This window comes from Parabacteroides sp. AF48-14 (assembly GCF_003477465.1).
Classification (GTDB): domain Bacteria; phylum Bacteroidota; class Bacteroidia; order Bacteroidales; family Tannerellaceae; genus Parabacteroides; species Parabacteroides acidifaciens.
In genome coordinates this window covers 61682-82738 of record NZ_QUDI01000025.1, presented here as the reverse complement: position 1 = coordinate 82738, position 21057 = coordinate 61682, and the positions used below count along the sequence as shown (strand labels likewise).

Genomic DNA, 21057 nt, shown 5'->3' with positions numbered 1-21057 from the left:
GTCCTAATTTCCATTGCGACCGTGCTAATAGGTAGTGCACTCGGCACCTCACGAAGATTAGGACGGTCGTAATGGCGATTTGCACGGTCGTAATTGAAAAGAGGACCGTCTTTAGGGCAAAAAAGCACCTGAATTTCCTTGCGATATTTGGGACGCCGTCCGTTTTATTTTTAAATATTCGATTCTCCGGGAGTTAAGCTTTATCACTTTGTCGCTGTTTCCGGTTTTCGACAAACAAATTGCATACTTTTTGGAATGGGTTCGGCAGCTCATTTTCTCTGTTGTCAGCCGGAGAGGTTAAAACCGTGAAAAGAGTCAATCCAAAATCGATCAAGATTTCGGACGAAATAGAAAAACGGCTGAAATAGGGGGTTATTGTAATCTTTTTATTAGCAATAAGGTTCAGTATTGCCGATTTTTTCTATCTTTGCAGCCGTAAAAAGTAATTATAAATTATGGACGACAGTATTCCGCGAGAAACAAAAACAGTAAGTAACAAGTAACGTCGGAGAGGTTGTAGCATTGCCTCTGCGCGTTGTAAAACAACGAAAGGAGGCAATAATGAGATCATTTCTTTATTGTGAAGCCGGTTTTGTGGAAAAAGACCAATGGCTTCCAAACAGCTGGATTAATGTAGAATGTCCCACACCGGAAGATATCCATTACCTGACAAACGAATTCAATGTTCCCGAATCTTTTTTAAGTGATGTGGCCGATACGGACGAACGCCCGCGTATCGAATACGAAGGTAACTGGTTACTGACGATTATCCGTATCCCGGTACAAAGCCAGGAGCACGGCATCCCTTTTACGACTATTCCTTTGGGAATCATGACTAACAACGAAGTGATCGTTTCTGTCTGCTATTACAAGACGGAACTGATCCCCGATTTCATTCGCTATACACGTCGTAAGGAAGTGGTGGTACGCCATAAATATGATTTGATCCTGCGACTTATCCACTCGTCTGCCGTCTGGTTCCTGAAGTATCTGAAACAGATCAATAATGAGGTGGCACATGCTGAGAAAGCCCTGGAAAAAAGTATCCGGAATGAAGACTTGCTTCGGCTGATGAAACTGGAAAAAAGTATGGTTTATTTCAACACTTCCATTCGTGGCAATGAAGTGATGCTTACCAAACTGCAAAGTATTTTCCAGGAGCCGATCTATATGGATAACGAGCTATTGGAGGATGTGGAAACCGAGTTGAAACAGGCGCACCTGACAGTCAATATCTACAGTGATATCCTGACCGGTACAATGGATGCTTTCGCCTCCATCATTTCCAACAATGTGAACACCATTATGAAGCGCATGACCTCGATCTCTATCATCCTGATGGTTCCCACTCTTATCGCCAGTTTCTACGGGATGAACGTCCCGGTTTATGGTGAAGGTATGCCCCACGCCTTTGCCCTGATCGTCCTGGTATCGATCGCATTGTCTGCGTTGTCGTTCCTTATTTTCAGAAAGATCAAATGGTTCTAAGAACAATCTATTTTTGATTACCAATATGGTTTAGGCTGTATTGGTAATCAATTCCAACAATTACACTCCCAACACAATATTAGCATCAATATTCAGTTTCCGGCTTATCTCCCTGGCAACTTTCAAAGTCGGTTCACACTTACCGGAAACATAATCACTAAGTCGGGAAGGGCTGACTCCTATCAAAGTAGACAACGCTTTCTGGGTTAGTCCCATTTCATACATACGAAGTTTCAAAACATCCACAAGAGTCGGTTCTCCCATTGCAAAATGCTCATCCGAATAATCAGCAACAAGGTTTGATAAAAGTTCCAACTCGATACTATTCGGATCATTCAGAGGAGTTTTGTCATCGACCAACGGAAGAAGCTCCTCTACTCTTTTTACCGCCCATTCATACTGAGCTCGATTTTCGATCTTTGTCATAAGTCCAATTTTAAATCCTCGAACAATCTATTTTATCATATTCTTTATGAGTACCAATGAAACGGATATAAACAAACTTAATGGTAAATTTTATCACAACAACCAAACGATAGTTATTACCTTTGATATTGAAGACATAATGCTGATTACCAACATTATCCACACTATTAAAAGTCTTCTTCACATCTGCAAAGCATACCCAATCACTCTTTTTGACTATTGTAGCCCATTCTTGTAAAGCGACCTTTGAATCAGGATGTTCTTCAGAATATTCTTTTATCGCTTGTTCCGTAAATATTCTCATTGTTACTCACTTTTATAGACACAAAGATAAGAACGCAATTCTACTTTTCAAAATAATATTCCATTATTTACAATCATCATAGTAAAATAGCAGATCAAATGGTTCTAAGATCAATCTACTTTTGATTACCAATATGGCTCGAACCGTATTGGTAATCAATTTCGATGTTCATGCCGCTATATCTTTTGTATTTTATTTGTCTGGTAACCCAAATACCTTGAAACATTAAAATATACTGAAGCGATACATCGTCCACGCGGGTAAAAAATTTAATGGTCATTTTCGTATCTCCACTGACCTTTGCGATACCCAATGGGACATCTGTTTCGCTAATCCCCGCTAAAGAGCCGTTGACAGAGGCTAAAACTTTGTATAAGGATTTAGTTGTATATTCGCAATCACTGTCTATCAGCCCCGGATAAGTAGAATAATAGGAATCCATATCAGACGTAATCTCCCAGCCCATTTTTTGTTTTGACATGATCTCGACCTCTTTGGCAAACAAACTACCCAAGTTATCGATGACCACCTCTCCCGCACTTTCGAAAGATGTTAGAATAGTGTCCACCTCTAATTTAGGCCCTATCGAATGTATCGCATAAGAGGACTGTATAGTCGCCTCATGAATATTACGCAGCCAGTTAAAAGTTCCAATCGTTCCCGCCATCTCTTTCCATTGCCCGTCCACTTCTACGCAATGCACAAGCTGTCCGACGTGCAACAGAGGGTTCGCCTGGTTTATTATTTCTACCGGGAGCGTTTTCTCCGGCCCGGACACTTCCAGATCAAAGGTAACCAAACCAGCATGCTCGATATCTACCATAGGACCGTTGATAAACTCTGTTGCAGAAACATCTATCGGTTGATCGGATATACCGGCGGGGAATATAATGGAAGTCAGTTTATCCGCCCCCGGATAAACAATAACCGTATCCCTGGACGGATCAATCGTAATAACAGGATTCTTTTTTGCCATCTGCAAGGGAAGTGCCACACTGCTTCTGGTTTGCATTTCTTCCGGTATCGAGACTGTTGTAGTAATCGGAATATACCCTTCTTTCATATACGAAACGGTACATTTTCCCTTTTGGTTTACAGGCAATTGATACCATCCCTCGTGTGAGGTTTCAACCTGGGTGCCGGAAGAACTCACCACTACACCTTCAACAGGGCTATTTTCCTCTTTTATTTGCCCGATAATATAATAGACTTCTTCTTCTAACGGGTTATTCACGATCTCCGGCCTATAGCCTCTGTTACAAGATATAAACCCCATGCCTGCCACAAGCACAGATATGATAGCCATTATTAATTTCTTGAATTTCATATTAGATTTATTTATTCTGTAAATGTAGTAAAAAAACGGTAGCAACCCCTTGTTTTTCAATAAAAAATCCGCTTTACCTTCACAGGCGAAGCGGATTTAATCGATAAGCTTTTTCTAATCAAATATCTAATCAGAAAACAATATCTCGGGAAGGATAATATCTAATTCTGATAATAATAAAACAAAGAGTGTGCCGGAAGCAGGCAAGGAGATTCCATATATACATCAACAGATTGAAATACAATACGATAAAACATAATTAAAGGAAACTGAGGAAATAAGAAAAGTGTGGAGTAAATTGTGGAATGTGTGTAAAAATTCCACACTCTATGGGGAATGCTTATCCTTTAGCGTAGAAATAACAATAGCGGTCAACCGCTTTTTTCAGCAACTCTTCCGGAATATCGGGAACATCATTGAAGAAAGAGACTTCAGGCGCCAGAGCTTTTTTCTTTACAGCCTTTTTCCAGTTGCCGATGATGCGGCCATTATGGAGGATAACCGGATAAAAAATGCCGAAAGTATTGAACGCCTTGGGATGATGCTCCCGGAGCAGGACGGTTGTCCGGTCTTTGTAGCTGATCAGATATTCGTCGTAGGATGGCAGCAGGTGGAGCACTTGCCGGCAACGGGCTTTCAGGTCACAGGAAGTATGCAGGTAGAAAATTTCCGAATCATACCGTTCCGTAAACAAAACGCATTCGATCAGGCCGACCGCATGGCGGGCGTCGGTCGTTGTCAGGCCGGACCACCAGATAAAATCGGCTAACGTAGCAGGGGAATGGCTTTGGAAATAGAGGGTAGCCAGACGGGCAAGCGCCTCTTCCCGGTGCAGCTCCTTTACCGGCGGCACCCGTTCATCCAAGAGGGCATAAGTAGGCTTTTTCCCTTTGTCGACACCGCTGCAAACAAGTCCATCCACTTCTGCACGGATCAAGAAAAGATGCATGGGGTAATTGCCGGCCTCAAGTCCGGATCGTGCAAACTCCTCTCCCAGCTCTTGCTTGGTTAAGCTCTTATTGCCAGCCAACAGCTTTTCCAAAAGATTATTGCTCTGGATATAAAGACTTTCAGGGATTTCAATTTTATTGCTTCTGGCATACGACTCAAAAGCCGTCTTTATCCGCCCACCGGACAATTGCAGCATCCAACGGATATCCCCGGCAGCAACAAAATGCCAGGTCGGACGCAAGATATGGGTGCGCAAGATTTCGCCTTTGGCAAGTGCATCGTCTACAGCCTGCAACGTGGCAGACTTCAAACGGCAACCGACCGCCCATTTCGCCATTGTGTACTCCTGAGCCTGGATAGCGCCCATCCAGGCAACCACCTCTTCAGGAGTTTTGAACTTTGGTTTTGCCAATTGATGGCTTAACAGGCGGATATCGGTCAGCATATTTCTTTCTATTAGCAGGATTTGCCGGTCATAATGTCCAACACCAACTTATCGGTCGCTTCCATCCCTTTGGAACCGATAGAGGTCAGATTGATGATCGATTTGTCTACATCTTCGTCGATAATGCCTTCAACGGGAGTGACGACTTTGTTTTCCATCGCCATCAACGCAGACAGCATGGCGGTAGAGACACCACTGGACACCTTCATGGCGCAACTGGGCTTTGCGCCGTCGCAGATCATGCCGGTAATGTTACCGATCATATTCTTGATAGCATAAGAAATCTGCACCTTATTACCTCCCATCAGATAGGTAATCCCGCAACTGGCTCCCGTAGCCGCCACCACGCATCCGCAAAGGGCGGACAGACGTCCTAAGCTTTGCTTGATATAAATGACCATCAAGTGGCTTAACATCAGGGCGCGGATCAACTGCTCTTCCGAACATTCGATGTCTTCGGCAAAAGAGAGAACGGGAAGCGTCGCTGCAATTCCCTGGTTACCGCTGCCGGAATTGCTCATTACCGGGATCATCGCCCCGTCCATGCGGGCATCGCAGGCTGCAGCGGTCATAGCCAGCATATGCGTATAGGCGGAATCGCCCATATATTTCCGTCCGTAGGCACCGGAAACAGTCTTGCTCACCGTATGGCCGAAATTACCTTTGAGCGAAGCTTCAGCTGCTTTCCGGTTCAGGTCTGCAGTTTCCAGGATGAAACGGATCTCGTCGAGCGGCATCTCCATCGCAAACTCATAGACGGTCGAGAAAGAGAGTTTCAATTCGTCTTCTTCGGCGGAAGCATCGCAGGTGACACCTTCCTTCCGCAAGTCGGTCAGAACCGAACCGTTCTTCTCCACATAGACGATATTCGTATGCTCGTGGCAGATAATCACCCGGGAAGTTTCGTCTCCGGCAGAACAGAGCACTTCGATATACAGCTTGTCTACATTCTCCTTTAAAGCAATATGAATACATTTATCTTCAATCATCTGCTTACCGTCAGTAAGCGCTTCCGGCGTCAGGTCGCGCAAGACTTCAAGACCATAGGCCGATTTGCCGATCAACGTACCCAAAGCAATCGCGATCGGCAACCCGACCATTCCGGTTCCGGGGATTCCGACACCCATTGCGTTCTTCAGGATATTGGCACTCAGGAATACTTCCGTCTTTTCCGGACGGCACCCTAAAACTTCGGCAGCTTTGGCAGCAGCCAGTGCGACAGCAACAGGTTCCGTACAGCCGATAGCCGGGATTACTTCCTGATGTATAAGCTTGATGATTTGTGTTTGAGTTGTTTTGTTCATGGACTTAGAGTTTTTTCCTTAATTATCCGGCAAAGATAGTTATTTATCATTATTGCCTGCGGTTTCGACGGTGAAAGTTTCTTCATCCGTGCCGTTGCCGCGTCCTTCCAGAAGGCGGACACTGAAGACGGCTTCGCCGGTACGCAACTTCGGTGATGCCTGTACGGTAACGTTGTATGTGATACGGTCTTCACGCGTGATCTTCGCTATCCGCACCGGATCGGACAGTTTGATGTTTTTCCCCTTCTTTACTTTCACTACCGGTTCGACATCCAAAGCATCCTGAAAGCTGTTGTTGACAATCACTAAGGAGATATGGCAGGTTTCCCCGGCATCGATCTTTTGGTTACGGGCGGTGCTGTCTTCCACCAGGAAGATATCTTCTATCTGCAAATCGGGAAGAAGGACATGCGACGAAGGCGTATAGTTTCCGGGCTCTCTTTTCTCTACCTTCACTTCGCCTGCATTGGCGGCAATCGAAGCGCCGGCGATTCCTCCGACAGCTGTCCCGACAAAAGAGCCGATGTCAGCCCCTACTTCGTCGTCAATAGCATATCCGACAGCCCCGCCAAAAAGCCAGCCGACAAACGATCCTATCTGCGCACCAAAGCCAACCCGGTCTTCCCGGCTCATGTTCTTCATCGATCCACAACCCGTCAGAATCAACAAAGACAACGATATAGACAGTACTTTATTTTTCATATTTTCCTATTTTAATCCTTCTTATTCCATGAACAAAGATAATCATCTGTTCGACTTTATGACACCGGAAAGGGCGAAAACCCCTATCCGATTGCATTTTTTTATGTAAGTTTGCGCCCGATTAAAACGAGAATAATGACAATTCAATATAAGACTCCATCCGCAGACTTGCAGCATCAGTTGGATCTTCTGCAAAAAGAATTCGACTATGAAAAGGAGATGTACAGGGAACAGACCGAGCGGACCGGAATACACCGGCGCATCCAGCAGGGACTTTGCTGGTATCCCGTCTTGCCGGGAAGGAGTTACTATAATTCACTTAACCAACTCGTCATCGAGATCGAACGGCGGGAAGACAAAGAGATAGAACACAACTTCGAATACGGACGCCCGGTTTGTTTCTTCACAACGGGCGCAAACGGGAAACCGGAATACCTGAACTTCTCGGCAGTTATCAGCTACGTGCAGGACGACCGCATGGTTGTAGTATTGCCCTCGCCTTCCGCCCTGTTCGACATTCAGGGGAAAAGCGAGATCGGCGTACAGCTCTATTTCGACGAGACCAGCTATAAGACGATGTTCAGCGCCTTATCCGCCGTTATCGGTGCCAAAGGAAACCGCCTGGCTTACCTGCGCGATGTGTTATTAGGAAAGACACCTGCCGGCAGGCGCACGCTTTTCCCGATCCGCTTTCCCTGGCTGAACGGGTCGCAGGAAGAGGCTGTCAACCATGTGCTGGCGGCCAAAGACGTTTCGATCGTACACGGCCCTCCCGGAACCGGAAAGACAACGACTTTGGTAGAGGCGATCTACGAGACTTTGCATCGTGAAAACCAGGTGATGGTCTGTGCACAGAGTAATACGGCCGTAGACTGGATCGCGGAGAAGTTAGTGGACCGCGGCATAAACGTCCTGCGTATCGGCAATCCGACGCGGGTAAACGACAAGATGCTTTCCTTCACCTACGAACGGCGTTTCGAATCGCATCCCGACTATGCCGAACTGTGGGGCATCCGCAAGGCGATCCGCGAGATACAATCCAACCTGAGGAAGAAAAGCCACAGCGAGAAAGAGACGGCACGCAACCGTCTTTCCCGCCTCCGCTTCCGGGCAACGGAGTTAGAGGTGAAAATCGATGCGGAACTGTTTGCCGAAGCGCGCGTCGTTGCCTGCACACTGGTCGGCTCTGCCAACCGGGTGCTGATGAACCGCAACTTCACCTCCCTGTTTATCGACGAAGCGGCACAGGCACTCGAAGCAGCCTGTTGGATCGCCATCGGAAAGGCGGACCGCGTTATCCTGGCCGGCGACCATCACCAGCTCCCGCCTACTATTAAATGTATAGAGGCGGCACGGGGCGGACTGGACTGTACGCTGATGCAAAAGGTAACGGACAGTAAACCGGAAGTTGTCTCGCTGCTGAAAACACAATACCGGATGCACGACGACATCATGCGCTTCCCCTCCCACTGGTTCTATAACGACGAGTTGCAGTCGGCGCCGGAGGTGAAACATCGCGGCATCCTGGAATACGATACGCCTGTCGTCTGGCTCGACACGGCGGACTGCCATTTCACGGAAGACCAGCTTGCCGACAGCATGAGCCGTATCAATAAAGACGAAGCGAACCTGCTGGTCTCGACCTTGCAGACTTATATAGAGAAGATCGGAAAAGAGCGCGTCCTGGACGAGAGCATCGACTTCGGATTGATTTCCCCTTACAAATCCCAGGTGCATTATATCCGGGGACTGATCAAACGCAATGCCTTCTTCAAACCTTTCCGCCGTCTGATCACCGTCCACACGGTAGACGGTTTCCAGGGGCAGGAACGCGACGTGATCATGATCAGCCTCGTCCGTGCCAACGACAAAGGACAGATCGGCTTCCTCGGCGACCTGCGCCGCATGAACGTAGCCATCACCCGCGCCCGGATGAAACTGATAATCTTAGGCGATGCACCGACGATGACGCGGCATGCTTTCTATAAGGCGCTTTTCCAATATATCCGGCAGAACGGGCAAGTGATAACGCTTACACCTGAAGAATAGTTCGCCCGGCAGGAAGGAAGGGAAATAAATTTTCCCTATATTTGTATCATTAACAAAAAATACAGAGAGGCCATGAAGTATAAATTATTAGTTCTCGACGTAGACGGGACGCTGCTCAACAATAACAAAGAGATCAGTCCCCGTACCCAAGCTGCCCTGTTGAAGGTACAGCAAATGGGCGTACATATCGTATTGGCATCAGGAAGACCGACAAATGGCGTCATGCCCATCGCTGAAAAGCTGGAACTGAATCATTACGGAGGTTATATCCTTTCCTACAACGGCGGTCAGATCATCAACGCGCAGACCGGCGAACTTCTATTTGAGAAACGTATCGATCCGGAATGGATTCCCTATTTCGAGAAGAAAGCGAAGAAAAACGACTTTGCCATCTTCACCTATCACAAGGACTTTATCCTGACGGATAAGCCGGACAACAAGTATGTCATCCAGGAAGCAAACCTGAACAAGATGCAGATTATCGGTGTCGATAACTTTGCCGAAGCCGTCGACTTCGCACCCTGCAAATGTATGCTGGCAAGCGATGACGAAGAGGCGCTGGTAGGACTGGAAAACCATTGGAAGAAACGGCTGGACGGAGTTTTGGAAGCTTTCCGCTCGGAACCCTATTTCCTTGAGGTCGTGCCCCAGTTTATCGACAAAGGAAACACGTTAGGCGTGCTGATGACCAAATTGGAGATTCGCCCGGAAGAGGTGATTGCCATGGGCGACGGCGTTTGCGACGTAACGATGTTGCAGTTGGCCGGTGTCGGTATCGCAATGGGCAACGCACAAGATTCGGTGAAGGCCTGTGTGGACAAAACGACGCTCACCAACGAAGAAGACGGTGTTGCCTTTGCCGTAGAAAAAGCAATCCTGGCAGAAATACGTCCGACCGAAGTTCCGCTCGACCAGCTTAATATGCGCGCCAAGCATGCCCTGATGGGAAACCTCGGCATCCAATACACCTACGCATCGGAAGACCGTGTGGAAGCAACGATGCCCGTGGACGAACGGACCCGCCAACCTTTCGGAATCCTGCACGGCGGCGCAACGCTTGCACTGGCTGAAACGGTTGCCGGACTGGGTTCGATGATCCTGGCAAAGCCGGACGAGATCGTTGTCGGCATGCAGGTCAGCGGCAACCATATGTCGTCCGCCCACGAAGGAGACACGGTCCGCGCCGTCGGAACCATCATTCACAAAGGTCGCTCCTCGCACGTATGGAATGTGGATGTCTTCACATCAACCGACAAACTGGTATCATCCATCCGCGTGGTCAACAGTATATTAAAGAAGAAATGACTCCCGACGAAATCAGCACTTGCCATATAATAGACGCATTAATCAACGAGAACCGGAGTTTTGCACTCTGGCGGATACCGGGAGAATCACCCTGTTTCGCCATGCAGACCTCCGGTTCTGCACGTCTTCTCTATAACATCGAGGAACTGGACGGGCAAAGCGGTTTCGTCATCGCTCCGTTCCATGTCAGCGAACAGCATCCGATTGTCCTGATCCGTCCCGACACAACCGTTGTGCCATCGGCATGGCACAACCGTGCCAACAGTGGGAAATGACAAGGAAGACTACGCATATCGCTTCAACCTCTTTATCGAACCGCTCCGCAAGAAGGCATTCGACAAACTCGTCCTGTCGCGCCATCAGGTCGTGGACGGACAGCCGCTCTCCTTCTCGCCTGCCGCCACGTTCTACGAGGCTATCAAGCGGTATCGGTATTCATATGTCTACCTTTGCCATACGCCGGCAACAGGAACCTGGCTCGGCTGCACGCCCGAAATCATCCTCTCCGGGGAAAAGGGCGAATGGCACACGGTGGCCCTTGCCGGGACACAGCCGCTTCAAGACGGAGAGTTGCCGACGGAATGGGACGACAAAAATAGAGAAGAACAGGAATACGTGGCATTCTACATCCGCAAACAGCTACACGCATTAGGCATCAAGCCGGAAGAGTCAGCACCGTCTCCGGTTCGCGCCGGGGAGTTGGCGCATCTGAAAAGTGATTTCAGCTTTCCCCTGCCCGACAATAGAAAGCTGGGCGACCTGTTGAAACGACTACATCCCACACCGGCAGTCTGCGGATTACCAAAAGAAGAAGCATATCGTTTCATCCGGGAGAATGAGGGCTACGACCGGAGCTACTATTCCGGTTTTATCGGCCTCCTGGCTCCCGAAGGCAGAAGCGACCTGTATGTAAATCTACGCTGCATGAACATCCTTGCCGATACGCTTGTTTTGTATGCAGGCGGCGGCATTCTCGCCTCTTCCGAGCCGGAAAGCGAATGGCTGGAAACAGAAGCGAAAATGCAAACCATGAAACGGTTGCTCGATTCTTAATTCTTAATTTTTAATTCTTAATTTATATGGCACACATAGCAAAAAAGCTGACCGACCTCGTCGGTAACACACCGCTGTTGGAGTTCTCTAACTTTAACGCAAGTAAAGGACTGAAAGCAAAAGTAATCGGCAAGCTGGAATATTTCAATCCGGCTGGTAGCGTGAAAGACCGCGTGGCGCTGGCCATGATAGAAGATGCAGAAGAAAAAGGGCTCCTGAAACCAGGCGCTACCATCATAGAGCCGACCAGCGGAAACACGGGTGTCGGACTGGCTTTCGTCTCGGCGGCGAAAGGTTACAAGCTGATCCTGACAATGCCCGAAACCATGAGTCTCGAGCGGCGTAACCTGTTGAAGGCATTGGGTGCAAACCTCGTTCTCACTTCCGGAGCGGAAGGAATGAAAGGTGCTATCGCGAAAGCGGAGGCTCTGCGCGACAGCACACCGGGCTCCATCATCTTGCAGCAGTTTGAGAACCCGGCAAACCCGGCACAGCATGTAAAAACGACTGCACAGGAAATCTGGCGCGACACAGACGGCCAGGTCGATATCTTTGTGGCCGGTGTCGGAACGGGCGGAACTGTCAGCGGTGTCGGCAAAGGCCTGAAAGCCCACAATCCGAACATCAAGATCGTTGCCGTCGAGCCAAGTGACTCGCCTGTCCTCTCCGGCGGCAAACCGGGACCGCATAAGATTCAGGGAATCGGCGCCGGCTTTATCCCCAAAGCTTATGACGGTACGGTTGTCGATGAGATCATACAAGTAGAAGGAGACGATGCGATCCGTACATCCCGCGAACTGGCACAAAAAGAAGGTCTGCTGGTTGGCATCTCATCCGGCGCTGCTGTATATGTTGCTCTCCAACTGGCCCGGTTGCCGGAAAATGAAGGAAAAACGATTGTCGCATTACTGCCCGATACGGGAGAAAGATATCTTTCGACGGTCTTATATGCGTTCGAAGAATATCCGCTTCTTTAATTGACAATGGACAATTGACAATTGACAATTTGAATAACTTTGATGATCGTTTCTTTAATTGTCAATTGTCCATTGTCCATTATCAATTCTCTTTGTAGTTCTTACGAAGAGAGCAACTTGTCTCCGTCGGGAAGTCTTTCGGGACTTTCTGTGTCACCTTGCCGGTGGCAGCCCATTCGGCACCGCGAAGCAAAAGGACCTGGAAACCGGTGCACTGCATGGCGATGTTGTCTTCCGGCGTCGGACCGGCATGGCCGAGCATCGTGTGGAAAATACGGGCGTTACCGTAATCGACCGTAAAGACCAGCGGTTCTTCGCGTCCGGAGCCATTCGTTTCTTTCTCCGAATAAGCGGTGTATAGAATATCCTGGATATTGCCGGGGCCACGCATGCGGTCGTAGAGTTCGTCCTGGGCATGACGCCATTTCACGGGCAGGCCTTTTACGATCGGATGTACTTTGTTACGGCCGTTCAATACATATTCATGCTGACGCCCGTGCGAACCGCCTACGCCTGCCGAACTGTCCTTAATCAATTTGCCATCCTGCCAATAGACATAAGGACCTGCATTCTCATTACGGCCTTCCCAACCGCCCAGAGCGCAAATCTTATTAAATTCCGGCCATTTGGAGAAAGCATTATCGGCGGCATGGTAAATCACGACGCCTCCGCCGTTCTGCACAAACTCCAGAAAGCGTCGGTTTGTTTCTTCCGGCCACGAATCGCCGTTATAATCCAACACGACTAACTGGTAAGGGGTGAAATCGAGCACAAAACCGGACATATCTTTTCCCTGCCCGGGAGAGACTGCAAAGTCGACGTCAAAACGGCCGGAGTTCTCCAATATCTGCTTTAACACGACATGGCTCACTTGCCAGTTATGGTTGTTTTGTCCGGTGATTAATAATGTTTTAATCGGTTTACGCGCTGAAACCGTACAGGCTAACAGAAGGGAAAAGACTACTAATAAGAGCTTTCCTAAGTGTAAATGTCTCATGGTATTTTATGGTTTAAAGATTTGTATGAGACAAATGTAGTAAATCAATATGAAATATGTACTTTTGTTGCCGAAAGAAAAGAACCCTCTATATGAAATATCTATCTCAAACACTACTGATTGCACTTGTAATTCTATTTTCAGCACTTGATTGTCATGCCGATGATTGGCGCGACAAAACAAAACTGCTTATTTACTCCCCTCGTTATTTCGGTCCGAATGCATTCCCGATTCCGGAAATGAGGGACGGACAGGTCAGCCAGCGCTATGAAGTGGAAGTGCGGGGCGAATATCATTATTATACAGGCGATAAGACCTCGGATATAATAGGACGCGCCCTGTTGCCGTTCTTCCGGGGACGTGCCGGAATAGAAGTTAACTGGTGCTTTAAAGAAAAATATAAGATGACGCCGGAGACACGCGACGAACGTTTTGCCGTAGAGACGGAAAGCCCAATCAAATATAATGGCGATATCGTCATCAGTTCCTTCTTTCAAGTCCTGAGTAGTGAGAAATGGGTGGATGCTGTTGTCAGCGCCAATATCAAGACAGCCAGTGGCGGACGTTTGTGCGATGCCCGCTTTACGGATGCCGCCTCTTATTGGTTCGATGTAAACGTCGGACGAAACCTCTGGAAAAGCACAGACGGAAAGGCGTCGATCCGTATGCAGGCATTGGCTGGCTTCTACTGCTGGATGACGAACGACATGGTACACCGGCAGAACGATGCAATCTCATACGGAGTCGGTTTCACAGGCAAGTACCGGGGATTTACGCTCGCAACCAACCTGGCAGGTTTCTACGGATATGAAAACAATGGCGACCGCCCCATCCATTGGCGAAACAACCTGAGATATGAGATCAAGAAGAACATTATCTCTTTCCGCTACACACACGGGATGAAAGACAACCTCTATGAAACCTATTCGTTAGGATATATCCGCTGCTTCTAAACCAACCGGAACGCTCCCTTGTTTAAAGGGGAATGAAGGTTAATCGGATAGTAAAGCTGAAACTGGTAGACGCCAGGCTCTATTTCGTGAGCCTGATCGTGGGGCTGCTGACCGGACTGGTGGCAGTGCCCTATCACTATTTGCTGCAACTATTCTTTGATATGCGGAAAGAGTTCTTCCGCTCTTCCCCTCCCTGGTATTATCACGTCGCCCTGTTCCTTGCCTTGTGGGGAATACTTTGCTTTGTCGCCTGGCTGGTCAGGCGATGGCCGTACATATCGGGCGGAGGTATTTCCCAAACACGCGGGGCCATCAACGGACGGATCGAATATAAGCATTCCCTCCGGCAATTGCTGGCCAAATTTACAGGCGGCGTCCTGACACTCAGCAGCGGATTGTCGATGGGCCGTGAAGGCCCTTCCGTACAGATGGGTTCCTACATCGGAGATCTGGTTAGCAAATGGGGACATATCCTAAGCGGAGAACGCAAACAGCTTCTTGCGGCAGGCGCAGGTGCCGGGTTAGCTGCCGCTTTCGCAGCTCCTCTTGCGGCAGCCACCTTGGTTATCGAGTCGATCGAACGTTTCGATGCACCCAAAACAGCCATTACAACGATTCTGGCAGGTGTCGTCGCCGGAACGATTGCGAGCACTATCTTCCCGATCAACCCGTATCACGAGATACAAGCCATTGTCCCTGATCTTGCGTTAGGGCTACATATAAAGCTGTATCTACTCTTTGCGGTTATCGTATCGGTTTTCGGTAAGTTCTATTCCCTCCTGATGCTCTATGCCAAACGTATGTATCCGGCTATCCGGCAACCGGAATATATCAAACTGTTGGCCCTTCTGGTCATGGCTTACGTCATCTCGCTGACAATAACCGACCTGACGGGCGGAGGCGAACAGTTTCTGATGCAACAGGCGGAAGGGGGCAACAACAATATTTACTGGATTGCAGGCATGATGCTCCTTCATATGGTGTTTACCGTTTTTTCCTTCTCTTCGGGACTGCCGGGAGGAAGTTTCATTCCGACACTGGTGACAGGCGGACTGATCGGCAAACTGTTCGCCCTCGTGTTGGTGCAGCATGGCGTGATCGGGATGGAGAATGTAAGCTATGTCATGCTGATCGGAATGGCTGCATTCCTAATCGCCGTCGTCCGTACACCTATCACGGCAATCATACTTATCACGGAGATAACTGCACATTTCGAGGTGTTCTATCCTTCCATCGTGGTCGGAGGCCTCACCTATTATTTCACGGAACTGCTGGAGATAAAGCCGTTCAACGTCATGTTCTACGAAGAGATGATCAATAAGCCGGTCTTCCGTGAACAGAAACGACTGATCCTGAATATCGAAATCATGGCAGGCGCTTACTTCGACGGGAAAGACGTTAACACACTCGAACTGCCCAACCATTGTGTAATCCAAAATATCCACCGCGACCATAAAGACATCTCTCCCGCCGGGCAAACCATTCTCCCCGGCGACCAGCTCACGATCGAACTGGATGCCCAGGATATAGAGAAGCTGTATGAGCCGTTAGTGAGTATGGCTAATATCCACTAAAGGCTTTCTACAGGCAAAAAGTCCCCGTTCATTGATTTGTTTTTCTCTTCTCGCAATAAGCCCCTACATTCGTTTCCGGCAAAATATTAGCGAACGGCTTATAGTGCCCGGTGTGTTTTTACGTACCTTTGCAGGATACGGACAGAGATACCGGTTACCCGTATAAATTCTGACAGATATGGAAAGACAGGAACGCAGGCTCCGGCTATTGGAAAATCTCATCTACCTGATTATTTGGGTAGTGGTGCTGGTCGCGCCTATATGGGATTTTAATGCGACAGAAAACTCATCCGGAATTGACTGGAAAGCGACTATTTATGCATGGAAAATGGTCTGCCCGCTCCTGATATTATTCCTGGTTAACAACTACATCCTGCTCCCGTTCCTGCTGATCCGTAAGAAATCATGGCTATATTTGCTGTTCACCCTTTGTGCGATCGCATTGACTGTGACCGTCTGTGTCTATAACAGGCCTAACCGGGATATGCCCAATCGTCCTCCCTGGGAAAACCGGCAACCGGAACAAATGATATCGGGACAGCGTCCTCCGGCTCCATCCATGCTGGCTCCCCAGTTCAGGCCGGAAGACCGCCCGATGCGGGGATTCTGGTTTCCTCTACTTTTCCATTTCCATATTCCGACAATCCTGTTGATTATAGGACTGAACGTGGCAATTAAGTTCCTCTTCAAGTCCATCCGTGACGACCATCGGATGAAGGATTTGGAAAAACAGACCTCGGAGACGGAACTGGCTTATCTGAAACACCAGATCAACCCGCATTTCTTCATGAATACGCTGAACAATATTCATGCACTGATCGATATAGACAAGGAAAAGGCCCAGCAGACCGTTTTGGAATTATCGAAGATCATGCGATATGTCCTATACGAGGCATCCCTTCCTTCCGTCCCACTCGAGAAAGAGATTCATTTCCTCTCGAATTACATCGAGTTGATGAAGATCAGATACACGAAACAGGTCGATATCCGTGTCTCCCTGCCCGAACAGATCCCGGATGCACAAATCCCGCCGCTGCTCTTCATCTCGTTTTTGGAAAATGCTTTCAAGCATGGCATCAGCTACCAGAAAGCCTCTTTTATCCACCTCTCGATGGAGATAAAAGAGCTGGAGTTGCATTGCCTGTTCGTAAACAGTAACTTCGATACGCAAAAGGCACAGGAGGCAGGCTTCGGATTGGAAAACACCCGCAAACGTCTCCATCTGCTTTATAATACGAATTACACATTGCACATAGAGAATAAAGACAATCAATATCGCGTACTTCTGATAATCCCCATACAATTATGATACGATGCATAACTATTGACGACGAGCCCCTGGCACTCATACAGCTGACAGGATATATACAGAAAGTTCCTTTCCTGGAACTGGTCAAGGCCTGCAACAGTGCGCTTGAAGCACTCGACCTGTTGGCACGGGAACCTGTCGACCTGATCTTTGCCGACATCAACATGCCCGACCTGAACGGGGTCGACTTTGTCAAGTCGTTAGTGAACCGGCCTATCGTTATCTTTACAACCGCTTATACGGAGTATGCCATAGAAGGATTCCGGGTGAATGCCCTCGACTATCTGCTGAAACCATTCGGTTACAACGAATTTCTTACGGCTGCCAACAAAGCGTTGCACCAGTACGAGCTTCAGTCGAAAGTACAGCTTCCTTCCACGCCCTCCGCTCAGGAAACACCGGCTGAAAAAGAAAGCCTCAATCTGTTTATCAAAGCTGACTATAAAATGATCCGGCTGGACATGAATAAGATTATCTATATGGAAAGCCAGAACGAATACATCCGTATCTTCCTGGAAGAACAAAAACCGATCATGACGTTGCTGAGCATGAAGAAACTGGAAGAGCGGCTTCCGGCAAGCCAGTTTATGCGCGTCCACCGTTCCTATATCGTCAACCTCGAAAAAATAACGGCCGTAGCGAACAACCGCATCATATACGGCAAGGATACTTACATCCCCATCGGCAATCAATACAAGGATAAGTTCAACGAATACCTGGAAAAACATTATTTAGGGAAATTATAAGGCAACTATAGGCATTGACTCCATTATTTTATACTTTTGTCAGAATAACAAACGCCATATGCTGCCATGAAAGTATTTATTTGCTGTTTCACCCTTCTGCTCCTGTTCCTGTTTCCCCCGCTTTTTGCCATAGAGGGCGCCGGTGTCGCTTTTAAGGTCAGCTTATCCGGGAAAATATACAAACGGTTTTCATTCCTGCTGGAAGAAGATGTCCGTCCCCGTGATGATTTCCGGGAAGCCGGCTGGTTTCTCTCCACAGGGGAAATTAATTACCGTATCCTGCCGAACCTGCGGGCGGGTGCAGGTTATATGTCGCTGGTGCGGTATAAGGCTTCGGAAGAGGTACGCAACCGTTATTACCTGTATGCATCCGGCTCACACCGGTTCGGGGCATTCAAGATCGCCCTTCGGGAACGCTTCCAAAGCACTTATAAAAAGGGATGCCTGCATCCGACCAACTACCTGCGCAGTATGCTCACACTTTCCTATCGCATCGCCTCTTCAGGATTCGAGCCGTTTGTCTATATCGAGCCATTTAATAATACGGGTTATAAAGGAAAGATGCGCGCCGACAAAATTCGTTACTCTACAGGTTGCGACTACCGGATGAACCCCAAAAACAATTTGCAGCTGTACTACCGTTACCATACATTTAACGTATATGATCCGGTCAACTACCGCCACGCGATCGGGCTGACCTATTCACACAGGTTCTAATATTGCGATCAATCAGGAAATAAATTACTATCTTTGCCGCCTGAAAAAGCAATCCTTTTTCTTATTATTTATTCACCGAGTGCTTGATAAACCTCGTTAAAAACAAGAATTATGCAGAAGACATCTACTGTAACCGTACCGTTCATGCTGTTGGGCATCCTGTTCAACATCTGCCTGGTAGCTTCCAACCTGTTAGAAACCAAAGTAGTCCAGGTATTCGGGATCACCGCTACCGCCGGACTGATCGTATTCCCGATTTCCTATATCATCAACGACTGTATTGCCGAAGTGTGGGGATTCAAAAAAGCGCGTCTGATTATATGGAGCGGATTCGCCTCCAACTTCCTGGTAATCGGGTTTGCACAACTGGCCGTCATGTTGCCGGCAGCCCCGTTTTGGGAAGGCGAAGAAGGGTTTAACTTTGTATTCGGCATGGCGCCGCGTATCGCTATTGCCAGCCTGATAGCCTTTTTGGTCGGTTCGTTCCTGAATGCTTATGTGATGAGCAAAATGAAAATTGCTTCCGCCGGAAAGAATTTCTCGTTGCGTGCCATCGCCTCTACGCTTGTCGGTGAGAGTGCCGACTCATTGATCTTTTTCCCGATTGCTTTTGCCGGACTAATTCCTGCAGGTGAATTGTTTATTATGATCGGGACGCAGGCAGTCCTGAAATCGCTCTATGAAGTAATAATCCTTCCCGTCACCATCCGTGTAGTGAAATACATCAAGAAGGTAGACGGGAATGATGTGTACGATGTGGGGACATCATACAATATATTGAGGGTAAAGGATATATAAAAACGTTAAAGAGAGGCTTCACCTTCTGCTTTTAGTAGCGCGGGGGGCTTATTTGCTCACACTACCTGTCCTCCGCAATTCCCGCAGAACGGCTTGCCCGCTGTTAGCGGAGTGCCGCATAAGGGACAGAAGTGTGGCTGCTCTATTGCTGCTGCGGGTTGCACCAGGCTGTTATCCGACTTTGGGGAGGAAGCCTCGCCGCTACGCTTGAACAGTTCGCGAAACTTTCCGGATAACCCGCTCAGTTTGCCATACAGGTCGAACGTGATTACCGTGGTTGGAGCCACCTGCATATAGCTGCACATCATCTTTACCAGGATCCAACTGTCGATAAAGGCGTACTTCACCGTCCATGCCAGCAGCAGGGAGAGGATGAACGCCACGAATCCGCTCCATCCGAAGAGCCGGAACAGTCCGCCGAAGAGGACGAATGCCACCAATGTTACCACCGTCAGTGAGAGGATAACCACCAATGTGGTCTTTGCGGCGTCCTTCAGCAGCGTTTTCCAGTTCTGGGCGTAGATTACCACGCCGTCCGCCGCGCTCTTGTACGGATTCTGGTCGTTGCGGTAGAAGGTGTAGCCGAGGCAACACTCGTCGATGTAGCCCAGCGAGATGTTCAGGAACAGTTCGGTAAGCTTCTGTATGCTCCCGCCGCCGGGCAGCGCGCCGAGCAGTCCGCCCGTGACGCGCCCCAGCGTACGCTGCAACTGTTTCACCGAACCTGTTACCAGATTGTCCAGCAGGAAATAGACATTGCTCGTGCCAAAACACTCCTTTACCATCTCCTTTCCCACGGCCACGGGGTTGTCCGGTATCGTGCCGCTCTTGAAGGCACGGGAGATGACCGCCACGTGCCCCGCTTTTACCAGATAGCCGATGTAGTGGTTCAGCGCGTAGTTTACGATGCCCGCCAGCGCCAGCCAAACGAGGAACATCACCGCCCCCACGCCTTCGTTCTTGAACAGCACGGAGATGCCCATCAGAAGGGCGAACAGGACGATGTCTATCACGATATTCAATACTCCCAAGCCCAGCTTCACCCAACTGAAGGCGAGGGTTTTCAGATATATTTCTTTTGCTGTCATAACAGGATCGATTAATAGGGTGTTATTTCAAGATACGGTATTTACCGACGAACGGTAATTCTTTCGCACGTCCGTTGAGTACGTTGACGATACCGATGATCGCCAGTACGCCGATCACGAGATAAACCAAGTTCAAAATCGATGAGACAGCGCGGTAGATATCCCATAGCGACAGCGCACGCCACAGGATGGCACGCAGTATCGCGGTCAGTATCCCGTCTGCGATCACCCAGACGATCCATGCCAGGCAGAGCAGTAGCCCTTGGTTGGCATGGAAACGAATGTATTTCGATGCTTTGCCTGCCAAGATAGGAACGAGTACCAGTATTCCCAGATAGGCGAGGATTGACATCACCTTGCCTTCCTCGATTTCTTGCGGGGTGAATTGGGCGGTGTTATCGACCGTGTCGTTCAGTTTGCTGAATGCCGGTTCCTGAACCGGTTCCGGAGCAGATGGCTGGGCCACGTCCATCGGAGCTCCGCAAGAGGGGCAAAACTTTACCCCTTCGTTTACTTGTTGTCCACATTTTCCACAGAATGCCAT

General features: G+C 48.6%; 19 protein-coding genes and 1 pseudogene. 11 read left to right on the top strand and 9 right to left on the bottom strand.

What is annotated here, in order from left to right:
* The first annotated feature begins 561 nt into the window (after window positions 1–561).
* Entirely contained in the window at window positions 562–1488 is a 927-nt protein-coding gene (locus tag DW083_RS13120; RefSeq protein ID WP_122332671.1) for a magnesium transporter CorA family protein, read from the top strand.
* Window positions 1489–1548: 60 nt separating this feature from the next.
* Here DW083_RS13120 and DW083_RS13115 read toward each other — a convergent pair whose 3' ends face one another.
* The 6 genes from DW083_RS13115 to DW083_RS13090 all read right to left on the bottom strand — a co-directional run bounded on the left by DW083_RS13115 (window position 1549) and on the right by DW083_RS13090 (window position 6947).
* Window positions 1549–1914: a type II toxin-antitoxin system HigA family antitoxin gene (locus DW083_RS13115; protein WP_122332670.1), complete on the bottom strand. Its 366-nt coding sequence runs from the start codon at window positions 1912–1914 to the stop codon at window positions 1549–1551.
* 10 nt (window positions 1915–1924) lie between these two features.
* A complete protein-coding gene (locus DW083_RS13110; protein ID WP_122332669.1) occupies window positions 1925–2218 on the bottom strand; it encodes a type II toxin-antitoxin system HigB family toxin in 294 nt (97 codons plus the stop codon).
* Window positions 2219–2333: 115 nt separating this feature from the next.
* Window positions 2334–3545 (bottom strand): hypothetical protein, encoded by a 1212-nt coding sequence (locus tag DW083_RS13105; RefSeq protein ID WP_122332668.1) that lies wholly within the window; start codon window positions 3543–3545, stop codon window positions 2334–2336.
* 340 nt (window positions 3546–3885) lie between these two features.
* A complete protein-coding gene (locus tag DW083_RS13100) occupies window positions 3886–4941 on the bottom strand; it encodes a winged helix DNA-binding domain-containing protein (RefSeq protein WP_122332667.1) in 1056 nt (351 codons plus the stop codon).
* An 11-nt stretch (window positions 4942–4952) separates the two neighbouring features.
* The gene (locus DW083_RS13095) at window positions 4953–6245 is read right to left on the bottom strand and encodes a serine dehydratase subunit alpha family protein (RefSeq protein WP_122332666.1); all 1293 of its coding nucleotides are present in this window, start codon (window positions 6243–6245) and stop codon (window positions 4953–4955) included.
* Window positions 6246–6284: 39 nt separating this feature from the next.
* The gene (locus DW083_RS13090; RefSeq protein WP_115497736.1) at window positions 6285–6947 is read right to left on the bottom strand and encodes a glycine zipper family protein; all 663 of its coding nucleotides are present in this window, start codon (window positions 6945–6947) and stop codon (window positions 6285–6287) included.
* A gap of 135 nt (window positions 6948–7082) precedes the next feature.
* On the opposite strand from DW083_RS13090, the gene DW083_RS13085 reads away from it, so the two are divergent.
* The 4 genes and pseudogenes from DW083_RS13085 (at window position 7083) to cysK (ending at window position 12331) form a co-directional block, all read left to right on the top strand.
* Window positions 7083–8996, top strand: a complete 1914-nt coding sequence (locus tag DW083_RS13085; RefSeq protein WP_122332665.1) for an AAA domain-containing protein — start codon at window positions 7083–7085, stop codon at window positions 8994–8996.
* A 72-nt stretch (window positions 8997–9068) separates the two neighbouring features.
* Window positions 9069–10301, top strand: coding sequence for a Cof-type HAD-IIB family hydrolase (locus tag DW083_RS13080; protein ID WP_122332664.1), 1233 nt, complete (start codon window positions 9069–9071; stop codon window positions 10299–10301).
* A pseudogene (locus DW083_RS13075) lies at window positions 10298–11354 on the top strand (isochorismate synthase). Before DW083_RS13080 ends, DW083_RS13075 begins: the two are co-directional and overlap by 4 nt.
* 26 nt (window positions 11355–11380) lie before the next feature.
* Entirely contained in the window at window positions 11381–12331 is a 951-nt protein-coding gene (cysK, locus tag DW083_RS13070; RefSeq protein WP_122332663.1) for a cysteine synthase A, read from the top strand.
* Between the two features lie 82 nt (window positions 12332–12413).
* Here the strand turns inward: cysK and DW083_RS13065 are convergent, their stop codons facing one another.
* The gene (locus tag DW083_RS13065; protein ID WP_115497741.1) at window positions 12414–13328 is read right to left on the bottom strand and encodes a ThuA domain-containing protein; all 915 of its coding nucleotides are present in this window, start codon (window positions 13326–13328) and stop codon (window positions 12414–12416) included.
* Between the two features lie 92 nt (window positions 13329–13420).
* On the opposite strand from DW083_RS13065, the gene DW083_RS13060 reads away from it, so the two are divergent.
* From DW083_RS13060 to DW083_RS13035, 6 genes are all read left to right on the top strand, one after another.
* Entirely contained in the window at window positions 13421–14281 is an 861-nt protein-coding gene (locus tag DW083_RS13060) for a hypothetical protein (RefSeq protein ID WP_122332662.1), read from the top strand.
* A 32-nt stretch (window positions 14282–14313) separates the two neighbouring features.
* Entirely contained in the window at window positions 14314–15855 is a 1542-nt protein-coding gene (locus DW083_RS13055; RefSeq protein ID WP_122332661.1) for a ClC family H(+)/Cl(-) exchange transporter, read from the top strand.
* Window positions 15856–16033: 178 nt separating this feature from the next.
* Window positions 16034–17164, top strand: a complete 1131-nt coding sequence (locus DW083_RS13050; protein ID WP_122332660.1) for a sensor histidine kinase — start codon at window positions 16034–16036, stop codon at window positions 17162–17164.
* Entirely contained in the window at window positions 17161–17910 is a 750-nt protein-coding gene (locus tag DW083_RS13045) for a LytTR family DNA-binding domain-containing protein (RefSeq protein WP_122332659.1), read from the top strand. Before DW083_RS13050 ends, DW083_RS13045 begins: the two co-directional genes overlap by 4 nt.
* 66 nt (window positions 17911–17976) lie before the next feature.
* On the top strand, window positions 17977–18627 hold the full coding sequence (locus tag DW083_RS13040; protein WP_122332658.1) for a DUF2490 domain-containing protein: 651 nt from the start codon (window positions 17977–17979) through the stop codon (window positions 18625–18627).
* A gap of 111 nt (window positions 18628–18738) precedes the next feature.
* Entirely contained in the window at window positions 18739–19425 is a 687-nt protein-coding gene (locus DW083_RS13035; RefSeq protein ID WP_115497747.1) for a queuosine precursor transporter, read from the top strand.
* Between the two features lie 56 nt (window positions 19426–19481).
* On the opposite strand, the gene DW083_RS13030 is transcribed toward DW083_RS13035, so the two are convergent.
* Together DW083_RS13030 and DW083_RS13025 are read right to left on the bottom strand one after the other, a co-directional pair.
* Window positions 19482–20513, bottom strand: coding sequence for a zinc ribbon domain-containing protein (locus tag DW083_RS13030; RefSeq protein ID WP_122332657.1), 1032 nt, complete (start codon window positions 20511–20513; stop codon window positions 19482–19484).
* A gap of 22 nt (window positions 20514–20535) precedes the next feature.
* Window positions 20536–21057 carry a zinc-ribbon domain-containing protein gene (locus DW083_RS13025; RefSeq protein WP_122332656.1) on the bottom strand — a complete coding sequence of 174 codons (522 nt, stop codon included), beginning with the start codon at window positions 21055–21057 and terminating at the stop codon, window positions 20536–20538.